Origin of the sequence: Idiomarina abyssalis (assembly GCF_019797805.1) — a bacterium.
Taxonomy (GTDB): Bacteria; Pseudomonadota; Gammaproteobacteria; order Enterobacterales; family Alteromonadaceae; genus Idiomarina; species Idiomarina abyssalis.
Genome location: NZ_CP081832.1, coordinates 560,498 through 582,406, shown reverse-complemented (window position 1 = coordinate 582,406; position 21,909 = coordinate 560,498). Strand labels below are relative to the sequence as shown.

15 protein-coding genes are annotated in these 21,909 nt (G+C 50.5%); 5 read left to right on the top strand and 10 right to left on the bottom strand.

Going from position 1 to position 21,909, the window contains the following annotated elements; all coding sequences use genetic code 11:
• Positions 1-7: 7 nt before the first annotated feature.
• Both K5X84_RS02770 and K5X84_RS02765 read left to right on the top strand, forming a co-directional pair.
• Positions 8-463 (top strand): tellurite resistance TerB family protein, encoded by a 456-nt coding sequence (locus tag K5X84_RS02770; protein WP_222236601.1) that lies wholly within the window; start codon positions 8-10, stop codon positions 461-463.
• A complete protein-coding gene (locus K5X84_RS02765) occupies positions 464-1,219 on the top strand; it encodes a transporter substrate-binding domain-containing protein (RefSeq protein ID WP_222236600.1) in 756 nt (251 codons plus the stop codon).
• On the opposite strand, the gene K5X84_RS02760 is transcribed toward K5X84_RS02765, so the two are convergent.
• From K5X84_RS02760 to azu, 3 genes are all read right to left on the bottom strand, one after another.
• Positions 1,216-4,323 (bottom strand): efflux RND transporter permease subunit, encoded by a 3,108-nt coding sequence (locus K5X84_RS02760; protein ID WP_222236599.1) that lies wholly within the window; start codon positions 4,321-4,323, stop codon positions 1,216-1,218. The genes K5X84_RS02765 and K5X84_RS02760 overlap by 4 nt on opposite strands.
• Complete coding sequence (locus K5X84_RS02755; RefSeq protein WP_054490684.1) at positions 4,323-5,366, bottom strand: efflux RND transporter periplasmic adaptor subunit; 1,044 nt, start codon at positions 5,364-5,366, stop codon at positions 4,323-4,325. The genes K5X84_RS02760 and K5X84_RS02755 overlap by 1 nt, the downstream gene beginning before the upstream one ends.
• A gap of 87 nt (positions 5,367-5,453) precedes the next feature.
• Positions 5,454-5,903, bottom strand: coding sequence for an azurin (gene azu / locus K5X84_RS02750; protein ID WP_054490527.1), 450 nt, complete (start codon positions 5,901-5,903; stop codon positions 5,454-5,456).
• Positions 5,904-5,986: 83 nt separating this feature from the next.
• Between azu and K5X84_RS02745 the strand changes: the two genes are divergently transcribed.
• A complete protein-coding gene (locus K5X84_RS02745; protein WP_222236598.1) occupies positions 5,987-7,138 on the top strand; it encodes a trans-sulfuration enzyme family protein in 1,152 nt (383 codons plus the stop codon).
• On the opposite strand, the gene K5X84_RS02740 is transcribed toward K5X84_RS02745, so the two are convergent.
• The 4 genes from K5X84_RS02740 to K5X84_RS02725 all read right to left on the bottom strand — a co-directional run bounded on the left by K5X84_RS02740 (position 7,135) and on the right by K5X84_RS02725 (position 12,945).
• The gene (locus K5X84_RS02740; protein WP_222236596.1) at positions 7,135-8,823 is read right to left on the bottom strand and encodes an NAD-dependent malic enzyme; all 1,689 of its coding nucleotides are present in this window, start codon (positions 8,821-8,823) and stop codon (positions 7,135-7,137) included. The two genes, K5X84_RS02745 and K5X84_RS02740, sit on opposite strands and share 4 nt — an antisense overlap.
• A gap of 495 nt (positions 8,824-9,318) precedes the next feature.
• The gene (gene murI, locus K5X84_RS02735; protein WP_222236587.1) at positions 9,319-10,065 is read right to left on the bottom strand and encodes a glutamate racemase; all 747 of its coding nucleotides are present in this window, start codon (positions 10,063-10,065) and stop codon (positions 9,319-9,321) included.
• A gap of 5 nt (positions 10,066-10,070) precedes the next feature.
• Positions 10,071-12,320, bottom strand: a complete 2,250-nt coding sequence (locus K5X84_RS02730) for a heavy metal translocating P-type ATPase (RefSeq protein WP_222236585.1) — start codon at positions 12,318-12,320, stop codon at positions 10,071-10,073.
• Positions 12,313-12,945: a DUF998 domain-containing protein gene (locus K5X84_RS02725; RefSeq protein ID WP_199494092.1), complete on the bottom strand. Its 633-nt coding sequence runs from the start codon at positions 12,943-12,945 to the stop codon at positions 12,313-12,315. Before K5X84_RS02725 ends, K5X84_RS02730 begins: the two co-directional genes overlap by 8 nt.
• A gap of 67 nt (positions 12,946-13,012) precedes the next feature.
• Here K5X84_RS02725 and K5X84_RS02720 point away from each other — a divergent pair, with 67 nt between their 5' ends.
• Positions 13,013-13,762, top strand: coding sequence for a 3',5'-cyclic-nucleotide phosphodiesterase (locus K5X84_RS02720; RefSeq protein ID WP_222236584.1), 750 nt, complete (start codon positions 13,013-13,015; stop codon positions 13,760-13,762).
• Between the two features lie 239 nt (positions 13,763-14,001).
• Here the strand turns inward: K5X84_RS02720 and purL are convergent, their stop codons facing one another.
• Both purL and K5X84_RS02710 read right to left on the bottom strand, forming a co-directional pair.
• Positions 14,002-17,889: a phosphoribosylformylglycinamidine synthase gene (gene purL / locus K5X84_RS02715; protein ID WP_222236582.1), complete on the bottom strand. Its 3,888-nt coding sequence runs from the start codon at positions 17,887-17,889 to the stop codon at positions 14,002-14,004.
• A 306-nt stretch (positions 17,890-18,195) separates the two neighbouring features.
• The gene (locus K5X84_RS02710; protein WP_199494089.1) at positions 18,196-18,648 is read right to left on the bottom strand and encodes an RDD family protein; all 453 of its coding nucleotides are present in this window, start codon (positions 18,646-18,648) and stop codon (positions 18,196-18,198) included.
• A 133-nt stretch (positions 18,649-18,781) separates the two neighbouring features.
• Between K5X84_RS02710 and rfaH the strand changes: the two genes are divergently transcribed.
• On the top strand, positions 18,782-19,279 hold the full coding sequence (rfaH, locus tag K5X84_RS02705) for a transcription/translation regulatory transformer protein RfaH (RefSeq protein ID WP_054491340.1): 498 nt from the start codon (positions 18,782-18,784) through the stop codon (positions 19,277-19,279).
• 2 nt (positions 19,280-19,281) lie between these two features.
• Here rfaH and K5X84_RS02700 read toward each other — a convergent pair whose 3' ends face one another.
• Positions 19,282-21,852 (bottom strand): zinc-dependent metalloprotease family protein, encoded by a 2,571-nt coding sequence (locus K5X84_RS02700; RefSeq protein ID WP_222236580.1) that lies wholly within the window; start codon positions 21,850-21,852, stop codon positions 19,282-19,284.
• Between the last annotated feature and the right edge of the window lie 57 nt (positions 21,853-21,909).

Genomic DNA, 21,909 nt, shown 5'->3' with positions numbered 1-21,909 from the left:
TTGTTGTATGCTCAAAGCTCTGCAAAACTTTTTCCAACAAACAACACCGGCTGAACAGGCCAACATGCACCAGGTAGAAGGTCTATCAAATGACGCCTTTCTGTCTCTGGTTTTGATGACAGAAATTAGTCTGGCCGATGGCGAGCTATCCGATGAAGAGCGTGAGCACTTATTGGATGAGCTAGAGCGCGAATACGGTATTACCGGTGACCAGGCTGACAACGCAATTAAAGAAGCCGTGCAGGCAGTACAGGAAGCCTCATCGCTGCACGACTTCACAGCACAGTTAAAAGCCATTAGCTACGAACAACGCGTTGAATTACTGGAAAATTTGTGGGCCGTTGCCTACGCTGATAATACACTCGATCCACATGAGGAAAGCATGTTGCGCAAACTTGCTGACTTACTTTATATCAGTCACGCTGACTACATTCGCAGCAAACTTAGGGTTATCGACTCTTAAATGCGGCTGCTACCCACCTTCTTTGCTGCCGCGTCATTAAGTTTCACCCTTGTGGCTGACAGCCTGGCTGAAGAAGCGGGCATGGCAACCGGCTACCCGCCTTTTCAGTTTAGCCAGGACGGAGAGCCTGCGGGCTTCGATGTTGACGTTGTTCGTGCCGTTTTCAACTATCTGGGAAAAGATTTAAACCTTCATCAGTACGACTGGGACAATGTGGTCAGCCTGCTTCGCTACGGCGAGCTGGACTTGGCTATTGGTATGGAGTCTACCGAAGCTCGACAAGCTTACTTTGACTTTAGCCAACCTTATTACCATCGACTGGCGACTTTATTTGTACTTGATCAGGAAAGCAGTCCGGAGTCCGTTCGAAAGCTAGTGAGCAAGCGTATTAGTGGCGATCGTCACTCGGTACTGGAGCAGTATTTGACAGAGCTCGGGTTGCATAATGCCATTAGAATTCAGCAGGCCGACTCCAAAAAAGAAGCCATGACTCAGCTTGCTATTGGTGAAGTTGAGGCCGTTATTATGCCCGAAAAAGTCGGCTTGTACCTTGCTGATGAAATAGGCGTTAACGTGCGTATTTTATGGCAGCCTCAAATCAGAGTTCCCGTCAGTTTTGCTGTAAAGACCAACAATACTGAGCTTTTAGGCCATATAAACCGAGCTTTACAACACCTTGAAGACAGCGGAGAACTCGACAGTATTCGCCAGCGCTGGAATATCCAGCACTGGGTTACTTCTTACACTCCAAATTAATGCCCGCTTTCTCTGGCCTGCTGCATTTCATTTTCCAAACGAGCAGACTCATCGGCACGCGGCTTGGTAAAGCGTGCTAACCAGAGGTAAAGCACCGGAGTCAGGTACAGCGTAAACAATGTCGCCAAACCTAAGCCGCCAAAGACCACCCAACCAATAGAGTTACGTGCCTCTGCGCCGGCACCAGAAGAAAGAATTAACGGCAGTCCGCCAAGTATGGTCGAAATCAGAGTCATCATAATGGGGCGCAGACGAATCAATGCAGCTTCTTCTATTGCTTCGCGCACTTCCAGTCCCCTGTCCCGCAGTTGATCGGCGAACTCAACCAACAACACCGAGTTCTTCGCTAGCAAGCCTATTAGCATGACCAGACCAATCTGCGAATAGATGTTCATTGATGTGCCGGTCAGGAACAAGGCGTAAATAGCTGCAGCAATACCAAACGGAACCGTCAGCATAACCACTACCGCACTGTTTAATGACTCAAACTGCGCAGCCAGAACCAACAGCACAATCAAAAATGCCAGAATATAGGTCATGGCAATTTCTTGCGAGGTATCCTCAAAGGTTGCAGCTTCACCCAGGAATACCAGCCCCATGCTATCGGGCAGCACCTCGTCAGCAATAGCGCGAAGTTGCTCTACAGCCTCCGACATAGGCAGATCTTCCGGTAAATCCGCATCGACTTCTATCGCGCGCCGCTGAGCCTGTCGCTCTAACTCTGCAGACACGCCTTCCTCGACTATTTCGGAAATGCTGGATATTGGCACTAGCTCGCCGCTACTGGAGGAGACATACAGATTTTGCATATCCTGAGGTGACTGTATCAGGTTGTTCCGTGTACGCAGCATTACCGGAATTTGTTGGTCACCCACATTCAAATCAGCAACATCATCACCGTTAATCGCCGCGCGTAACGTTGAAGATATATCGCTTAATGAAACGCCCAGCTCAGCAGCCCGGCGCCTGTCAATTTTCACCCGCAACTGAGGCTGTGTCGGCTGATAAGAGACATTAGGCTCACCAAGCTCCGGCATACGCTCTTTTATAACCGCAGTAAATTCACGGGCGGCTTTGAATATCTCATCGTAGTTCTCGCCGGTAATCGCCATTTCAAGGCCGCCGCCCTGACCTCGTAAATTCAGACTGTTATCGCCAAAAGCACGCCCCGGCGCGCCCGGTACCTGGCTCAGCGGCTCCCGGATGTTATTAATGATCTCCTGCTGACTAATATCCCTTTCTTCCCAGGGTTTCAGGTTAGCAGTAATAAACACCAGGTTGGGGTCCCACTGACCCACCACGGTATAAATTGATTCGATATCGCCGCTTTCTTTGTATTCAAGCAAAATCTCTTCTAACTTACGTGCCTGCCTGTCCATGAATTTAAGGCCAACACCATCGGGTCCACGAGAGAATACTCTGACCGAACCACGGTCTTCGTTGGGCATCAGTTCACTGTTAATCTGGTTGTACAACAAAGCGCCACCGCCAGCAGACAGCAGTGATAAAATCACGATTACCCAGCTAAAATCGAGCGCTTTGTGCAGCGTTCGCTTATAGAAGCGTTTAAACACATTACCAATTTTGGCAAAACGGTTACTCTGCCCGGCAGACTTTGGCAAACGCGCAGTAAATGCGGGTACCAAAGACAAGGCAACAAAAGAAGAAATAACCACAGCCGCCGCCAGCACACCACCGAACTCACGGAACAGTCGACCCGCCGTTGACGGTAAAAAGGCTATGGGCACAAACACCGCCACCAATACCGCCGTAGTCGCAACCACCGCGAAGAAAACCTCACGTGTTCCCAATACCGCAGCCGCACGACTTCCAAGCCCCATACTGCGGCGTCGCTGAATATTCTCGGTAACAACAATGGCATCATCGACAATGAGCCCGGTAGCCAGAACCAGAGCCAACAGCGTCAGAATATTAATGGAAAAGCCCATCAACCATATAGCGGCTACGGCACCAAATAGCGCAACAGGAATTGAAAAGGCAGGAATAATTGTTGCCCGGAATGAACCAATAAACACCCATAAAGTGGCGACAACCAAAGCAATAGTAATTGCCAGGGTCGTGACAACTTCAGCAACGGACTTACGAATAAACTGCGCATCGTCGTTAGTGATGCTCATTTCCATATCAGGGAAGCGCTCGCGTAACCTTTCCAGTACCGCCAGGGCTTTATCAGAAATCTCTATAGTGTTGGAGCCCGCCTGACGTATAACCCCTAACCCAACCACTGGCTTACCATCTAAGCGGACAAAGCTGTTGGCATCGGCGGGTGCGAAATAAGCCTGGGCGACATCACCCACACGAGTGTCATCGCGGACAATAATGTTTTCAACTTGCTCTTCAGTAATGGCCGTTGCATCGGCTCGAATAATCAAGCGCTGATCAGTTGAGCGCAGGCTACCGGCTGGCACATCAAAAGGTGCCTGACGCAAGGCATCGGCGACATCCGTGACCGACAAACCAAAGCTCACCAGCTTCAGGGGATCAAGGTCAACGCGCAATACTCGCTCGCGGTCACCATTTAAACGGACATCGGCTACGCCATTAATGGCCAGAAATTCAGGCGATAAATCGGTTTCCAACCGGCGGGTCAGCTCTTCCAGTGTTAAGGAGTCGCTGCTAACGGCTATATCCAGTACCGAGCGCGCATCGTTGTCAGCTTTACGAACGTTTATTTGTTCGACATCATCCGGCAGTTCACGACGTATCTGGTTAACTGCTTCGCGTACTTCCGCGGCTACAACGTCTAAATCCACACCGGGTCGGAATTCAATAGAAATACGGGCACTGTTCTCTTCACTCGACGAACGAATGGACTCCACGCCGGAAACTCGCGCAGCAGCACCTTCTAATATACTGGTCACTTCAGCATCAACGGTTTCTGGCGCTCCGCCGGGCAAGGTTGCGCTCACCCCGACAACCGGTCGGTCAACGTCAGGCAGCTCACGCACTTCAACGCCCATTAAGGCCGCAATACCCGCTATGGCGATAAGCACGTTAAGAACAACAATCAGTACCGGGCGACGGATCGACACCGATGGTAAGTCGTTCGCGTCCTGTTGGTTATTTATCTGTTGGTCTGACATTATTCGGTAACCTCTTGCGTATCGAGGGTGGCCCGATCAAACACAACAGGCTGCCCTTCACGAAGGCTTTGTACGCCTTCAACGATGAGCAAGTCATCACGTTGAATATTACCTGATACCAGTACTCGCCCGGCCAGGCGTTGTTCAATCTGTACCTCAATACGCGCAGCTTTACCGTCCTCCACAACCCAGACAAAAGGGTTATTCACGCCCCAGGACAAAGCCGCTTCAGGAACCGAAGCAAACTCTTCGCCAGCCAACTCTATTGCGGTTCTGAAACTGGTGCCGGGTAAAAAGTCGTCATTATCGTTACTGATTTTTGCGCGTGCCCGGTACATACGGGTCGTTGCGTTAATGCGTGAGTCCAGCTCGATAATTTCAGCTGTAACGGGAGTGCCTGAGTATCGCCATGGCTGAACCTGTAATTCAGCACCGTCCTGCAGTAACGAAACCGCCGCTTCAGGAATACGAAAATCAATTAATAAGGTCGAACGATCATCTAAAGTAGCAATAGCGGTTTGTTGGTCAATGCGGTCGCCCACTTCAACATCGGTAATACCGATAATTCCCTCAAAGGGTGCACGAATAAAACGGTCTTCTAATTCAATTTTGGCGTTATCTAATTCAACGCGGGCTAAATCTCTTAATAATATCGCGTTATCAAGCTCTGACTGCGGCACAGCGCCTTGTTCACGGCTGGCTCGTAAACGCTCTACCGTGCGCTCTGCGTCGCGTAAATTAATCTGTGCCTGCTCCACCGCAACTTGCTGTCGGCGGGCATCGAGTTCAACCAGCAACTGGTCTTTCTCAACTTTATCGCCCGGCTTGAAATTCACCGCAACCACTCGGTCACCGACCGCCGGATAAATGGTAATAGAGCGAACCGCCTCGGCCGTGCCAACGGCTTCAACCCGATTACGTTCACGCTCAAAAGATACAGGCTGGACAATGACCAAAGCTTCGCGAGGTCCAAATTGCTGAGCCTGACTGTATCCACCTGGCAGTGACAGAACGAACAATAAAGCAATGAGTAAAGACTTCATAACGGTCAATTAGTGCTCCAAAAAAACTGCAGCCACAAGGGCTGCAGTCTGTATTAATCAATAAGCAATAACACAGGTTTGCTACAACTATTCTTTAATCGCAAAGCTGCCTTGCATAATGGCTGAATGGCCAGGGAAGGTGCAGTAGAATTTATAATCAGTGTCTGCACTCATACCTTCAGTAGAGAAAGTCACTGAGGTTTCTTCACCACCGCCAATCACATCGGTTGCCGCAATAACGGCATCTGAGTCCGGTACATACTGGCTTTCCATACCAGCTGACATGCCTTGCTGAACAACTGATTGCATATCGCCAGCTTCACTCAGAACCCAGTTATGACCCATGACCTTCTTATCCAGCTTACCTGAGTGAGTCAAAGTGACTGTCACTTCGTCACAGCTCGCTGGCACGGACATCTCTTTTGTATCAAACCTCATGTTGTCATTGCTATCTATAGTGAGTTCACATTCGTTAGCTTGTGCGGCGTTTGCGACAAACAACATCGAACCCAGTAGTGCGGAAATTATGTAACGCATTGCAATACCTCTTCGGTTAGTATGAAATGATTCCTTCCTTATACGTAAAATCTCGCATTGAGATTACTTTAACGAGAATTTATATGACGAAACATCCATTTTCGCCACAATCGCTCCTTGCTCAGGGAGGTACCCACTCTGACAACGAGAATGGCGTAATTATCCCTCCAGTATACACATCAACGACTTACCTGCGCGATGAGGATAATCAATATCGTACTGGTCGTGTGTACTCGCGAGCTGATAACCCCACTTACCGTCCCGCAGAAAAACTATTAGCAGAACTGGAGAATGCGGCCGACGCGCGTCTATTTGCCTCCGGCATGGCTGCTGCAACCACGGTTTTTCAAGCGTTAAAGCCGGGAGACTCAGTCATCGCCCCTAAAGTTATGTACTGGGCTTTGCGCAAATGGCTGCAGACCTTCGGGGTCGATAGCGGACTGGACGTTCGTTTTGTCGATACGTCGAACCTGGACGAGTTGCGCCATGCCATTTCAGAAAAGGCTCCCACGCTCATTTGGCTGGAAACTCCAGGCAACCCTTTGTGGACAGTAACCGACATTGCCGCAGTGGCTGATATGGCCCGCAACTGCGGCGCTTTGTTGGCGGTAGACTCTACAGTAGCCACACCTTTGCTGACTAAACCGCTGGATCTCGGTGCCGATGTTGTCATGCATTCCGCCACAAAATATCTTAACGGTCACTCCGACGTTATCTCTGGCGCTCTCGCTGCCCGCGAAGATAACGACTTCTGGAAACGCCTGGTTGCCATTCGCGCGCAATACGGTGCAGTTCCGGGGCCACAAGATGCAGCTCAGCTACTACGCGGCATGCGAACGTTGTTTTTACGAGTACGCGAAAGCTGTCAAAATGCGTTGTACATTGCTGAGCAGTTAGAACAACACCCAAAAGTCACTGAAGTGCTGTACCCGGGCTTAAAAAGCTTTGCTGGCCATGATATTGCGGTTAAGCAAATGCAGGGCGGTTTTGGCGGTATGTTGTCTATCCGTCTGGCGGGTGGTGAGAAAGCCGCTATTGCCGTTGCCGCAAAAACTCAGCTGTGGCATCGCGCTACGTCATTAGGTGGTGTAGAGAGCCTGATTGAACACCGCGCCAGCATTGAAGGCCCGGATACCCCGGTACCCTTAGACCTATTGCGTTTGTCGGTAGGAATTGAAAACGCCGATGACCTGCTGGCAGACTTACAGCAGGCCATCGACAGCGCGCACGCTTAAATGCTGACGCGCTTATAGAAGCGGTATTCCGGCTTCCAGAAATTGTTGTCGATGCGCTCACGCAGCGTATCGTCATCAATTTCCAGTGCCAGACCTTCCTGCTGAGCCACTTTACCCACCGCAAAAGCAATGTCTTTACTCAACTGCGTCAAGTCTTTAAAAGCCGGCAGTAATTCCTCGCCTTTACCATTGGCACTGGGCGAAGCTGCTGCTAACGTCTTACTTGCCACGCGCAGCATTTCATCACTGACCCGTTGCGACTTAACCGACAACACACCAAGACCAATACCCGGGAAAATATAACTGTTGTTACACTGAGCTACCGGATACAAACGCCCGTTATACTCAACTTCACCAAAAGGACTACCGGTAGCAACAATGGCTTTACCTTCACTCCATTTCAGTACATCCGCAGGGTGCGCTTCTACATGTTTTGACGGGTTACTCAGAGGGAAAATAATGGGCCGTTCAACATTTTTTGCCATAGTCGATATAACTTGCTCGGTAAACAAGCCAGCCTTACCGGAAACACCAATTAAAATATCCGGTTCGGCACAATGCATCACGTCCAGCAACGACGGATAATCACCACTGTATTCCCAGTCATTCAGGTCGGCGGTTTTTTGCGCTAATGCCTGCTGGAAGTCGCGCAGCCCGTCCATAGTGTCCATCACCAGACCGAAGCGATCGACCATAAATATCTGTTTCTTCGCCTGCTCCTTGGTTAAGCCCTCAGCCGTCATTTGAATCATGACTTGCTCGGCGATACCACAACCAGCTGAACCGGCCCCAACGAATACCACTTTCTGCTCGCTGAGCTTTTTGCCTTTTTGGCGACACGCCGCCAATAAGGTGCCCACAGTCACAGACGCCGTGCCCTGAATGTCATCATTAAAACAGCAGACTTCATCGCGGTAGCGTCGCAGCAACGGCATAGCATTAGGCTGAGCAAAGTCCTCAAACTGCAGCATCACACCAGGCCAGCGTTTGGTAACCGCTTTGATGAATTTATCGAGAAACTCGTCGTACTCTTCCTGACCAATGCGCTTATGCCGCGCCCCCATGTACATTGGGTCTTCCAGAAGCTTTTCATTATTGGTGCCGACATCCAGCATAACCGGCAGCGTATACGCCGGGCTAATGCCGCCGCAGGCGGTATACAGCGACAGCTTACCAATCGGAATACCCATGCCTCCAATGCCCTGGTCACCTAAGCCCAGAATGCGCTCGCCGTCGGTCACAACAATGACTTTCACTTTTTGCTTAGTAGCATTGCGCAGAATATCGTCCAGCTGATCACGCTCCGAATACGAAATGAACAAGCCGCGTGAGCTGCGGTAAATATCCGAGAACTTCTCACAGGCATCACCCACGGTCGGGGTGTAGATGATTGGCATCATCTCTTCCAGATGATCCGTTAATAAGCGATAAAACAGGGTTTCATTGTTGTCCTGAATAGCACGCAGGTAAATATGCTTGTTAATGGGCGTTTCAAAGCTCCGGTACTGCATATAAGCACGCTCAGCCTGCTCTTCAATGCTCTCATAGCGAGGCGGCAACAAACCGGTCAGGTTAAACGCGGCACGCTCTTCCTTACTGAACGCACTGCCCTTATTCAGTAGCGGGGTTTCCAACAAATTAGGGCCAGAATAGGGAATATAAAGCGGACGCTGCGTCTGCGGCATAAGTACAAACTCCTGAAAGCCAAAGTAATACGAATATCATAGCAAAACGCGGCTGCGATTCACATGTTTCGCTGGATTGGAATACCGAGGAAAACGCGAGTGCTGAGGTTATCAGTGGGACTTTGGAGGACGCCCGTGAATACATCCCTGTAGGGCTTGGGCAGCGCCATCCATGGCGCTGCACACCTCCAAAGTCCCACTGCTAATCCTTTTGCGCACTCGCTATCTCGCATTTTCATCTGGCACAAATATCTTAGATAGGAAGTTAATCCCAGGGGCAGGCTTTGGCGGCAAAAGGCGATAAAGGAAAGAATTCGTGGCTTGAGGAGTGTCGACAGCCATGGCCGTATAGGAATTAGCTGGATGAGTGCGCCCGGCAGTTGCAAAGGCTCTTGAGGAGGTGTGCAGCGCCATGGATGGCGCTGCTCAAGCCCTACAGGGACGTACTCGCGGGCGTCCTCCGCAAGAGCCTTTGTAACTTCAGCACTCATTCAGCTACAGCTTCAGGCCCCAGCGGGTGGCTGTGCGTTTGACGGCGTCGACGTTTTCGGTGGCTATGATGTGCAGTGGTGTGCTTTCAAACTGGGCGCTTAAGTCCAGGTGTTGCTTTAACCAGGACAGCATGGCCTCGCCGGAATGGATGGTTTTGGCGCCGTTGAAGTAGTTGGAAATGCTCTCGGCTATCAGCGGAAAGTGCGTACAGCCCAGCAGCACCACGTCCGGCTTTTCAAGTTTGCTGAAATAATGCTTAAAAGTTTCCTGCAGTATCGGTCCGTCGTAAAGCTCTTCTTCGACAATAGGCACAAACAGCGGCGTAGGCATGGCGTCTACCTGGCTATAGCCCAACGCTTGTATCTGCTGCTGATAGGCATCGGAATTTATGGTCGAGCGCGTAGCAATAACCAGTACCCGGGCGCTGGTATCAATACCCTGCAGTTGCTGCAATGCCATAACACCTGGCTCCAGCACTCCGTAAACCGGCTTATTAGAGAATTTCTGCATTTGCTCTAAAGCAGTCACACTCACGGTATTACAGGCTACCACCAGGCAGTCTACATCGGCGCCGTTAAAAAACTCCACAGCTTCCAGCGCGTAGCGCGTGACCGTATTGCTGTCCTTGCTACCGTAAGGCACCCGGGCGGTGTCTCCGTAATACAGCAACTCGCTGAAACAAGCGCTTTGCTGCAGTGACCGCGCTACTGTTAAACCACCCACACCGCTATCAAAAACTCCAACTTTCATGCTTACTATTTCTCCAGGCTTACTGTTTTAAGACGCAGCGCGTTGGTTATGACAAAGACACTGGACAGCGCCATAGCACCTGCCGCCAGCATAGGCGACAGCAAAATACCAAAAAACGGATACAGCACGCCGGCTGCGACAGGAATCAGTGCGGTATTATAGGCAAACGCCCAGAATAAATTCTGATGAATATTACGCATGGTTGCTTCCGACAAGGCGAAGGACTGCTGCACCACGGTCAGGTTATCTGACATCAGTACCACATCGGCGGATTCAATCGCCACGTCGGTACCGGTTCCGATAGCAAAACCCACATCAGCAGAGGCCAATGCCGGCGCATCATTAATACCGTCCCCTACAAATATGACTTGACCCCACTCCTTCTTAAGGCGCTTTACGGCATCCACTTTGCCATCGGGTTTAACGTTAGCTACCACTTCGTCAATGCCCAGTTCTTTGGCAATGCGTTTTGCAGTGGACTCGGCATCTCCTGTGACCATTGCCGTTTTCAGGCCGTCATCATGCAAGCGCTTAATCAGCTCTTTGGCGCTGGATTTAATCGGATCATCCTGAGTAAATACCGCAGCAAGCTTGCCATCCACAGCCACGTAAATGGGTGTGCGGCCACTTTCAGACCAGTTTTTCGCGTCATCAGGTTCGTTATCAAGCGCAATACCGTTGTCCTGCATTAACTCGCTGGTACCAATGTAAAGCGTTTTACCATCGACTTTACCCGTAGCACCCAAACCTGAAATGGCTTCAAAACTGTCAGGCTCGCTCACTTTAATGTCCTGTTCTTTGGCATAGTTGACCAGAGCTTCTGCAGTGGGGTGTTCTGACTTAGCTTCAACCGAGGCGGCTAATGTCAGCACCTCTTTTTCCTCAAAGTCACTCAGGGTAAGCCAGTCGGTAATGGTTGGTTTGCCTTCTGTCAGTGTACCGGTTTTATCAAAAATAACGCCTTTCGACTGCTGCAACGCCTGCAACGCACTGCCCTGACGGAATAGCACGCCCATTTCAGCACCTCGACCGGTCCCCACCATAATAGACGTAGGCGTTGCCAGCCCCATTGCGCAGGGGCAGGCAATTATTAACACGGCCACCGCGTTTACCAAAGCGAATGTGAGTGCTGACTCACTCGCCGCAAAATACCACACCACAAAGGTCAGCAGCGCCACCAGCATGACCGCCGGTACAAACCATAATGTAATGCGGTTCACAGTATCCTGAATCGGCAATTTACTGCCCTGAGCCTGCTCAACCATACGAATGATCTGCGCCAGCACTGTGCCTTCGCCGGTCGCCGTCACTTTAAAGCGCAGCGTCCCTTTTTCGTTCAGGGTACCGCCGACCACTTTGTCGCCTTTCTCTTTATGCACTGGCTCAGGTTCACCGGTTATCATGGCTTCGTTCACATAACTGTCACCGGAAGACACTTCGCCATCCAGTGCAATACGCTCGCCCGGACGCACTTCAATTTCATCACCTTTACCCAGTTCAGCAATATCGACTTCGGTCACCTCACCGTCCCGCACCACACGTGCGGTTTTGCTTTGCAGACTCATCAGTCGCTGAATCGCGTCCGAGGTATGGCTTTTAGCACGCGCTTCCATAAACCGCCCGGCCAGAATCAGCGTGACAATCACCGCCGAAGCTTCAAAGTAAACGTTCACTGACTCGCTCGGCAGCCACGAAGGAACAATTGTTGCCACTACCGAGTAACCCCAGGCTGCGGTAGCGCCCAGAGCCACCAAGGAGTTCATGTCCGGCGCACCGCGGAATAGCGCAGGAATACCCAATTTATAAAAACGCGCACCGGGAACCGCAAGCACCACAGTAGTAAGCACTAACTGTACCCACCAGCTGTTCTGTAACCCTAGTGAGTTATGCACCCACTCGGAAAATACCGGCACCATATGGTTGCCCATAGCAAGGATAAACACCGGCAGCGTCAACAACGCTGAAAGCCATAACTGGCCTTTTAACGTTCGCATCTCCTTTGCCTGTTGCTCACGTTGCTCGCGCATTTGCTTATCGCGATCAAGCACCTTGTGGGCATCATAGCCCGCACCTTTCACCGCCTTAATCAGATCATTGACAGAAACCTTGTCAGAGTATGTTACTTCGGCACTGTCCGACGCCAGATTAACCGAGGCATCTTCAACACCATCCAGACCATTAAGCGCCTTATCGACACGCCCAACGCAGGACGCACAACTCATACCTTCAATACTTAAACGAACGGAATTACTCATCGCTACCTCCGTCGGCTTCTGCAGGCTTCAGCCACAGCAACAGCCAAAACACGACCAACTGCGCCAGCTCAACATAACGTTGCATGGCACCGCGCACCTCTGCCAGCTCTGGATTAATCATCAATACAAAGCCTAAAGCAATAATCACTGACAGCAGGACAAACGCGCAACGCACCGGCCAGGTAGTTCTTGGTGTAAAGGTCAGCAGCAAGGTGCCCAGCGCGAAGCCAAAGTAACTGACTATGCTGATAATATTATGTAACGCCTGAGAGCTGGAGCCGTCCGTCGGACAGCCCAGGTCGCAGGGCGCTATAGCCGCACCGAGATAAGCAACCGGATAGAAAAACAGTAACGCCCAGCCTAAATGACTAATTCCTTGCACCCGCAAATGCGGCCGGGCTGTTAACAAAACGCCGAAGGAAATCATCGCCAGAGGAATAAAACCCACCCAGCCAAAAGCGCCCGCCGCAGTACTGCCGGTGGCATTAATTTCACTGATGTACTGGCTGACATGTGAAAAGTCGTCTTTTACCCAGGTTGCCACCAACTGCAGCCCAACCCAAAACAAGGTCAGAATAATGAGTTGCGGCATCACTGGAGAGCTTTTCGTCGGTGCGTTTTGCATGTAGCCTCCTCGGCTGTATTAATGTGATAATCTTTCACTACAGTGTAAACCAAGATGGGAACAGATTGTGAATATTCAAGTGCTTGGCTGCAGCGGCGGACTCAGCGGCGACAACAAAGGCGGTTCAACCTGTATTCAGCTCAATCATAACATTGTGATTGACGCAGGCACCGGCCTGAATCAACTCAGCCTGGCACAAATGCACCAAGTTCGGCATGTGTTTTTAACCCATTCACACATGGACCACATAGCGGCGCTCCCTACCTTTTTAAGTAACCAGTACGGAAGTGAGCACTTACCCGTCACCGTATACGCACAGGCTCATACCCTGGAGAAGCTGAAGAATAACATTTTTAACGGCGATATCTGGCCTGAACTCAGCAGCATGACGGAAGGACCGGAGCCGATACTAACCTTTAAAGAAATTCACCCGGGTGAATACATAGAGCTTGAAGGTATGGAAATTAAAGCTTTTGCCGTCGAGCACAGCGTGCCAACAGTCGGTTACAGCGTAAAAAGCCACGGCAAACACTTTGTCTTCCCTGCCGATACCATTGCCGGCAAGCAACTGACCGAACAGCTTAACCGCTTAGGCCATATCGACACCCTAATGCTGGAATGCGCTTTTCCCGACGAGTTACTGCATGTTGCAGAGAAAACCAAACACATGACCCCTGGCTTACTTGAAAGCGCCCTGAAAAGCTTAGAGCAACAACCCGTTGAGCTTTGGGTTACCCACCTGAAACCCAGCTACGAAATTGCCCTGCGCAAAACCTTACAAGCCAACCCACCGCATAAAAATACGGTGGTGTTGTAACCTGACATGCATGTCAGGTGAGATACCATGGATAGCAGCATAGCGAGCGCCCAACGGTTGCAGGGACTATTGAGGAGGTGTGCAGCGCGAGCTGCAAGAGGCATCAAACCCGTGGGCTTTCTGCTGCAGGAGTGTCGAAGGCCATGGATGGCCTTCGTCAAGCGTTCAGGGATGAACTTGCAGCGTCTCCGTAAACAGAAAGCCCACGGGGTAGCCGAATTGCAGTTCGCGCCGCCCAGCTACCCGAGGTGCTTACGGGCGTTGCGGAACATGCGCATCCACGGGCTGTCTTCGCCCCATTCATCCGGGTGCCAACTGTTGGCTACGGTACGGAACACCCGTTCAGGGTGCGGCATCATTGCGGTCACACGACCATCGTCACTGGTTACCGCAGTAATACCTTTCGGTGAACCATTCGGGTTAGCCGGATACTGCTTAGCCACTTCACCCCAGTTATCAATGTAACGCAACGCAACCTGGCCACTTTGTTCTAACTGCGACTGTTGCTGAGGGTTAGCAAATTCAGCGCGGCCTTCACCATGAGAAACTGCAATTGGCATACGCGATCCCGCCATGTCACCTAAGAAAACCGACTGAGATTCCTGCACTTCCACCAGGCTAAAGCGCGCTTCAAAACGCTCGCTGCGGTTCGTCACAAAACGCGGCCAGTGCTCAGTTCCCGGAATGAGCTGCTTCAGCGTGGATAGCATCTGACAGCCGTTACACACACCCAGTGCCAACGTATCGTTACGCTTAAAGAAAGCTTCAAACTGCTCACGAGCACGGTCGTTAAATAAAATAGACTTAGCCCAGCCCTCACCGGCGCCTAAAACGTCGCCGTATGAGAAGCCGCCGCAAGCAGCCAGTGCCTGCATTTCTTCTAACGACACACGACCCGCTAAAATGTCGCTCATGTGAACATCAACCGCTTCAAAACCAGCACGATCAAAGGCTGCGGCCATTTCGTAATGCGAGTTCACACCCTGCTCACGCAGAATTGCTACTTTAGGCGCCACACCTTTGGCAATATAAGGTGCCGCAATGTCTTCAGACGGGTCAAAGGTTAAATCGGCCTGTAAACCCGGGTTGTCGGCACGCTGTTTCAGGCGAAACTCTTCATCAGCACACACCGGGTTGTCGCGTAAACGCTGCATATGATGCGTGGTTTCGGCCCACACCGTACGCCAATGCGTGCGGCTCTGCGCCAGAACATCATTCCCATTACGGGTAAAGACAATGGCGTCTTCATGTGTTGGCTCACCAATGCGTGTAACACAGTCGCCTAAGCCAGCCTCGCTGTACGCATCCATCACTTGCTCATACTGCTCGTCGCTGACCTGAATAACAGCGCCCAGCTCCTCATTAAACAGAGCCGCTAAATTGTCTTCGCCTAACTCGTCCAGTGCCACTTTCGCACCGCAGTTTCCGGCAAAGGCCATTTCCGCTACGGTGGTGAACAGTCCGCCGTCAGAACGGTCATGGTAGGCCAGTAAACGCCCTTCGGTAACCAACTGCTGTGTGGTGTTAAAGAAGGCTTTAAAGGCTTCAGTGTCGTCCAGGTCAGGCGTGTGTTGCCCCAACTGCTGGTATACCTGCGCCAGCGCTGAACCGCCTAAGCGGTTCTGACCTTTACCTAAATCAATTAATACCAGATGCGACTGGCCTTTGTCGGTGCGCAATTGCGGCGTTAAGGTCGCACGAATGTCATTCACCCGACCAAACGCGGTAATCACCAGACTCATTGGCGCAGTCACGGCTTTGTCTTCGCCGTCTTCCTGCCACTGAGTTTTCATCGACATGGAATCTTTGCCCACCGGAATGGTAATACCCAGTTCCGGACACAACTCTTCGCCTACTGCTTTAACAGCCTCGTACAAGCCGGCGTCTTCGCCCGGGTGACCAGCCGCGCACATCCAGTTAGCGGATAATTTAATGCGTTTTAAATCACCAATGTCCGCAGCGGCAATGTTGGTCAGAGATTCAGCTACCGCCATACGGGCGGAAGCACCAAAGTTTAGTAATGCCAGCGGCGTACGCTCGCCCATGGCCATAGCTTCACCATGGTAGCTGTCATAGCTGGCTGCAGTTACCGCAACATCGGCTACCGGTATCTGCCACGGGCCAACCATCTGGTCACGGGCAACCAAACCGGTAACACTGCGGTCACCAATGGTAATTAAGAAGGTTTTCTCAGCAATAGCCGGTAAGCGCAATAAGCGATCAGCGGCGTCATTCAAGTCAGCCGCTTCCAGATGCAATGGCGTACCTTCGGCCTGCAAGCGAGCCACGTCGCGGTGCATCTTAGGCGGCTTGCCTAGCAATACGTCCAGCGACAAATCAATGGGCTGATTCGAGAACTTGGCATCGTTCAGTAAAATAGTCAGCTCTTCAGTCGCTTCACCAATAACCGCGTACTCTGCACGCTCGCGCTCACACAAAGCTTCAAAACGCGCCATGTTCTCCGGTGCAATAGCAATAACGTAACGTTCCTGCGACTCATTGCACCAAATTTCCAGCGGTGTCATGCCCGGTTCATCGTTTGGTATTTCGCGCAGTTCAAAGCGACCACCACGACCACCATCACTAACTAGCTCCGGCATGGCATTCGACAAACCACCAGCGCCCACGTCGTGAATAAAGGCAATGGGGTTATCGGCCCCTAACTGCCAGCAACGGTCAATGACTTCCTGACAGCGGCGTTCCATTTCCGGGTTTTCACGCTGAACTGAGGCAAAATCTAAATCTTCTGTCGACTCACCCGACGCCATAGAAGATGCCGCGCCGCCACCTAAGCCAATGTTCATTGCCGGACCGCCTAAAACGACGAGCTTAGCACCAACCGGAATATCACCTTTTTGCACATGGGCTTCACGAATATTGCCTAAACCACCGGCAATCATAATTGGCTTATGGTAACCGCGGGTTTCGCGCCCATTGTGGCTGTCGACCGTTTGCTCGTAGGTACGGAAATAACCGGTCAGAGCCGGGCGACCAAATTCATTATTAAAGGCTGCTCCGCCTAATGGACCTTCCAGCATAATATCCAGCGCCGAAACAATACGCGCTGGTTTGCCGTAGTTCTCTTCCCACGGCTGTTTAAAACCTGGAATGTTCAGGTTAGAAACGCTGAAACCCACCAAACCAGCTTTAGGTTTAGAACCAACACCGGTAGCGCCTTCATCGCGAATTTCGCCGCCAGAGCCAGTTGCCGCACCCGGGTAAGGAGAAATAGCCGTTGGGTGGTTATGCGTTTCCACCTTCATCAGGATATGCACCGGCTCGTGGCTGTAACCATAACTCATGCTGTCCGGCTGCGGATAAAAGCGTCCGGCTTCATGGCCTTCCATAACAGCAGCGTTGTCTTTGTAGGCCGACAACACGTAGTCCGGTGTGGTTTCAAAGGTGTTTTTAATCATTTTGAACAGCGACTTAGGCTGTTCTGCGCCGTCTATGGTCCAGTCGGCGTTAAAAATCTTGTGGCGACAGTGCTCAGAGTTTGCCTGGGCAAACATATAAAGCTCAATGTCGTTCGGGTTGCGATCCAGTTTGCGGAAATTTTCTACCAGATAATCAATTTCGTCATCGGCCAGTGCCAGACCTAAGCTGATATTTGCCTGTGCCAGAGCTTCACGGCCGCCTGCCAGAATATCCACCGAAGACAATGGCTGCGGTTCCTGCGAGCGGAATAGCTGCTGCGCGTCATTCATGTCGTACAAAACACTTTCGGTCATACGATCATGCAACAGTAACGCCGCTTGCTTCAGCTCTTCAGCCGACAAGTCACCCTGTAGATAGAAAGCCACACCACGCTCAACACGATGAATACTTTTCAAGCCGCAGTTGTGGGCAATGTCAGTGGCCTTTGAAGCCCAGGGAGAAATAGTACCAATGCGGGGAGTAACCAATACCAGAGCACCTTGAGGCTCGTGTGCCAGCATTTCAGGGCCGTACTTCAGTAACTGAACCAATACGGAACGGTGTTCGTCGCTCAGTTCATGGTGCAAATCAACAAAGTGCTGATACTCGGCATAAAGCTCTTTGACAGGAATTCCTGCCTGTTTCAGTTGTTCAAGTTGCTTCGTTGTTTTGAAGGCTGATAAGGCAGGTGCACCGCGGTAGATTTCCACAAGCAAGGTCTCCAAAGCTGGGCGATTTTTGCTGGCAGATTATACAGTAGCCTGACATTTATGTCAGGTGGAATATCGAACCTGACGTAAACGCCGGGCTACTCGACTTTGGCTGTACCTTCGCGATTCACTATGCGAAACCACTTTTCGCGTCTATCGATGATACGTTGTCTGCGCTTACGGATAACAGCGCGGCGGCGGGAATTATTTTCACGTCTGAGGCGGTTGGCTCGCATAGACTTTGGCCTTTATTGCGTTGAAAGACCTGTTCAGCTTACCTTGCCGCCTCAGTTTTATGCAATGATTTTATGCAGGCTTATCTTTAATCACTAAGGTTTTAGCAAAAATATCGTGTAAGCCCTGTTTCTTCTCGGTAAAGGCAATCATGATAAAACCAATTAACAGAATCAGCGCAGAAATAATCTTAGACCAGTAACGAATGTTTGCCTGAGCAAAACCAATTTGCTGACCTTCCATATTCGTTACTTTCAGACCCAGCACTTTCTTACCCGGCGTTGCCTGCCAGCCTGAAATTTCAAAAATGGTAAAGTACAACCACTGCCCGATAAGGCCAATCGCATAACCAACACCGCCGGCCGCCATTTCAATACTCTGCATTGAGGAGCCAGCCGCGCCCATAAAAATACCAATAAAAATGCCAACAATGGCACCAATAAGCATCAACCCAACCTGGGTAATAATCGCATCTATAATTGCGGCAACAAAACGTAACCAAAAACCACCGTGACGAAATTCCATTTGTTTCTCCATATTGTTATTTTTACGTTAAAGTGCCTGATAAGGCTGGCTCTGTCAATTGGCTTATCGGCTTAATTTGCGTAACTCAACTGAATGTGGAAAGATCATCCGCCTATCAGCAAAAGGACCTGTTATGAATGAACTCCAATCCGACGTTTGGTACATAGTGAGAACCAAGCCAAAGCAGGAAGAGCGCGCCATTTTAAACTTAGAAAACCAGGGGTTTGAGGTGTTTGCGCCGGAGTTAACAGTGAAAAAAGTGCGCAGAGGTGTGCGTACATCGGTGGTTGAGCGTATGTTTCCGGGCTATGTCTTTGTGAAACCCGATGACATTATCGAGCAATTTTACAAACTTCGCAGTACCTATGGTGTCGCCGGAGTATTACGTTTTGGCGATAACATTCCAAAAGTCCCTCAAAGCTGGATAGACCAAATGCGGGGCGTAGATCAACTAACCGACGAGCAAGCCCCCCAAGTGGGCGACACCGTCGAAATTCAGCAAGGTCCCTTCCGTGGGTTCCTTGCCAAAATTGTCAAGCTGGATGGTGAATCACGCTGCTTTGTTATGCTGGAATGGATGCAAAAAGAAGTTAAAGCTAACTTCAGTTACAAAGAGCTGCAATTCCAGTAGTATCAGGCTACGCGTTTGCGTAGCCCCAGAGCAATAAGCCCCAATAAAACCAACCAGCCGGCGTGTCCGCCGCTACTGCTTTCTGACGGTGCTGCACTTACCGTGAAGTTAACGCTGTCACTCTCGCTGTTACCTTCGGTGTCGCTTGCACTCAGTCGATATTGATATTGACCGGCAGACAAGCTTCCAACAGACGCAGTAACCGTATCGCCGGACAGGCTGACATTAGAAACTTCGGTTTCGCTGCCATCACTATTTACCCGGACAATCTCAATGCTGGATGCGTCCAGGTTATCATCCTCGTCAGTTACAGTAGCGGTTAACGTCACTGTCTGACCCTCTACAGTATTGCTGGCACGGAAACCGCTAATACCTGGAGCTATTGCTCTTGGCTCAACAGTTAGTGAGACCGTTACACTTTCGCTGCCGTCACTAAAGTCAACACGCAGTGGTACAGATAACGCTTCATCTACCATCGGTGTATCGCCCGACAGCTGAATTCGACGCTCACCTTCAACTTCAGGGTCAACTTCCGTAGCGCTAAAGTTTGAAATGAAGCCTTCCGGTTCTTCCACGCTGATAACAACGTCGTTAGGGACATTATAAACACTCACCGCAGAATTCACGGCTAACAGTTCGCCAATGCTTTCTCCCTGACTAACAAATACCTGTGCAGATCCGCCAAGCGTGCTGGATGGATCTATCCAAACCCCAGTAGAAACAGAGAAATCAGGTGCATCGGTATTCACCACTTTCAGAGGAAGATGATACGGATTATGCACATTGTCTTTGTCTAATCCTGCGCTAATATCTGCAAGAGACTGTTTTAACGTTATGGTCATAATTCTGACGCTACTATCACCAATCACTTCCCAACTGAACCACTCAGCCGCATTGTCGATACCAATTTGTTGACTAACGTCTGTGCCGCTGGCTGTCACGGGCAGAGCCAGCTGAATTGATTCATTTGCGGTTTCTGGATCGGACAAATTAACAGCTATAACAGCTTCATCACCTGCCTCTGCAAGGCTTAATACATTTTCATCAACTAATAAGTAATCAGCCGAGGCGTCCGTATAGTCCCCGCTAAAACTCGCGTTACTCACAAAGCGCCAACGTGCCGCATTAGCGTTAACTTCTTCAACGGCAATAACACAAATGCTGTCAGGAAGAGAGCTCGCCGCGTAGCTAACGGTATTATCGGAAACACCTGCGTCATCTAACAACGCTTGTTGTGATATACCGGTATACCCTTCACAAGCTCCGGCGCCAATAACATACTTATCAGAGTTCTCAACGCGCGGCCAACTGAACGTCAGAGAATCATTCCCAATACGCTCAACCTGCATACTGTCAATATTGGTGCGTGAACTGTTATTTGCCCAAATAATACTGCTGCGCTGAGCCGCCAGGCTGGCATCGGCTGCATCAATTTCAGAAGCCGCTTTACCCAGTGGCACACCATAGTTTCCATCAACTAAGTCCGGGCTTGAGTAGGCAGCTTCACTGACACACTCGCCTTCACTGAATTCGCTACGACACACAGAACCATAAGACATGGTCGTATAAAAACGTCCCTGCCCGTCGATAAAACCATAAGGAATATGAAAGTCTTCCTGGTCACCTTCGCCACCGCTGGCGTTATCAGCCAATGTGTAACGATCGTGACGCAGGCCGAAGTTATGACCCACTTCGTGCGCAACCGTCCCTGTTCCCATACAACTTAATGCCGTATAACCGGCATTGGCACCACCGCTGACAAAGCTCACCCGGTTGTTACTGGTACTAAAGTCAGAAGCTCTAAATGCAATTCCGCATACGTCCGGGTTATCAGCCCCGATAAAATGCACCACATCGGCTTGATACCGGTCTATTAAACGAACCATTCTTTGGTCGTCGATAAGCTCATCCAATAAGGGATCCGGGTTTTCATTAGGGAAGTCGGTAGTGCTTTCGGGGCGAAACGGCTCCATTCCGGCAACGGTCATGGTTACCGGGACACCAGAGCGTTGAAATATACTATTGCTGGTGTCTACTGCACCTTGAATAGCCAGTTCCAAATCGTAATCGTTCTCTTCGGCATAACTGACTAAACGGTCGTCATACACAAACAACACGTCGAGTGAGTCATCAAATTCTTGTACTTCTTCTGGCTTTTCAGGTGAAAGCGCTACAGAGTTCGATTTTGAAGGTACAGGTAAAGCTCTGGCATCAAGACTTAATGCCTTCTGAGGCTCCGTGAACCGGCGCTTAGGCTCAGCCGGCGGCAGGTTCGTGTTCTCTGTAACAGTTTTACCATCCACTCGGCGAATACTGACAGAGCCGAGTTGCGGATGGGTAATTGAGATAAGCTGATTGTCACCACGTTGATGTAAAAAGCCTAAATGCTGAGTGTCACCCGATGCGTTCTCAAAGGTCAGCCGGTAACTGTTAGCGGACGACAAACGCTCGGCAAGCGTCGCTTCTATAATCTGGTTCTCTACAGACAGTTCAATACTGTCACCCAAACTTTGAGCGGCGGCAAACATCGGCGTGAGTGCCATTACTGCCGCAGCTATTGTCTTCTTGTTCATCTATTTTCGTTCCTATACGTTTACTGCTTTCCTGACGTGAGGATCTCACCTGACATG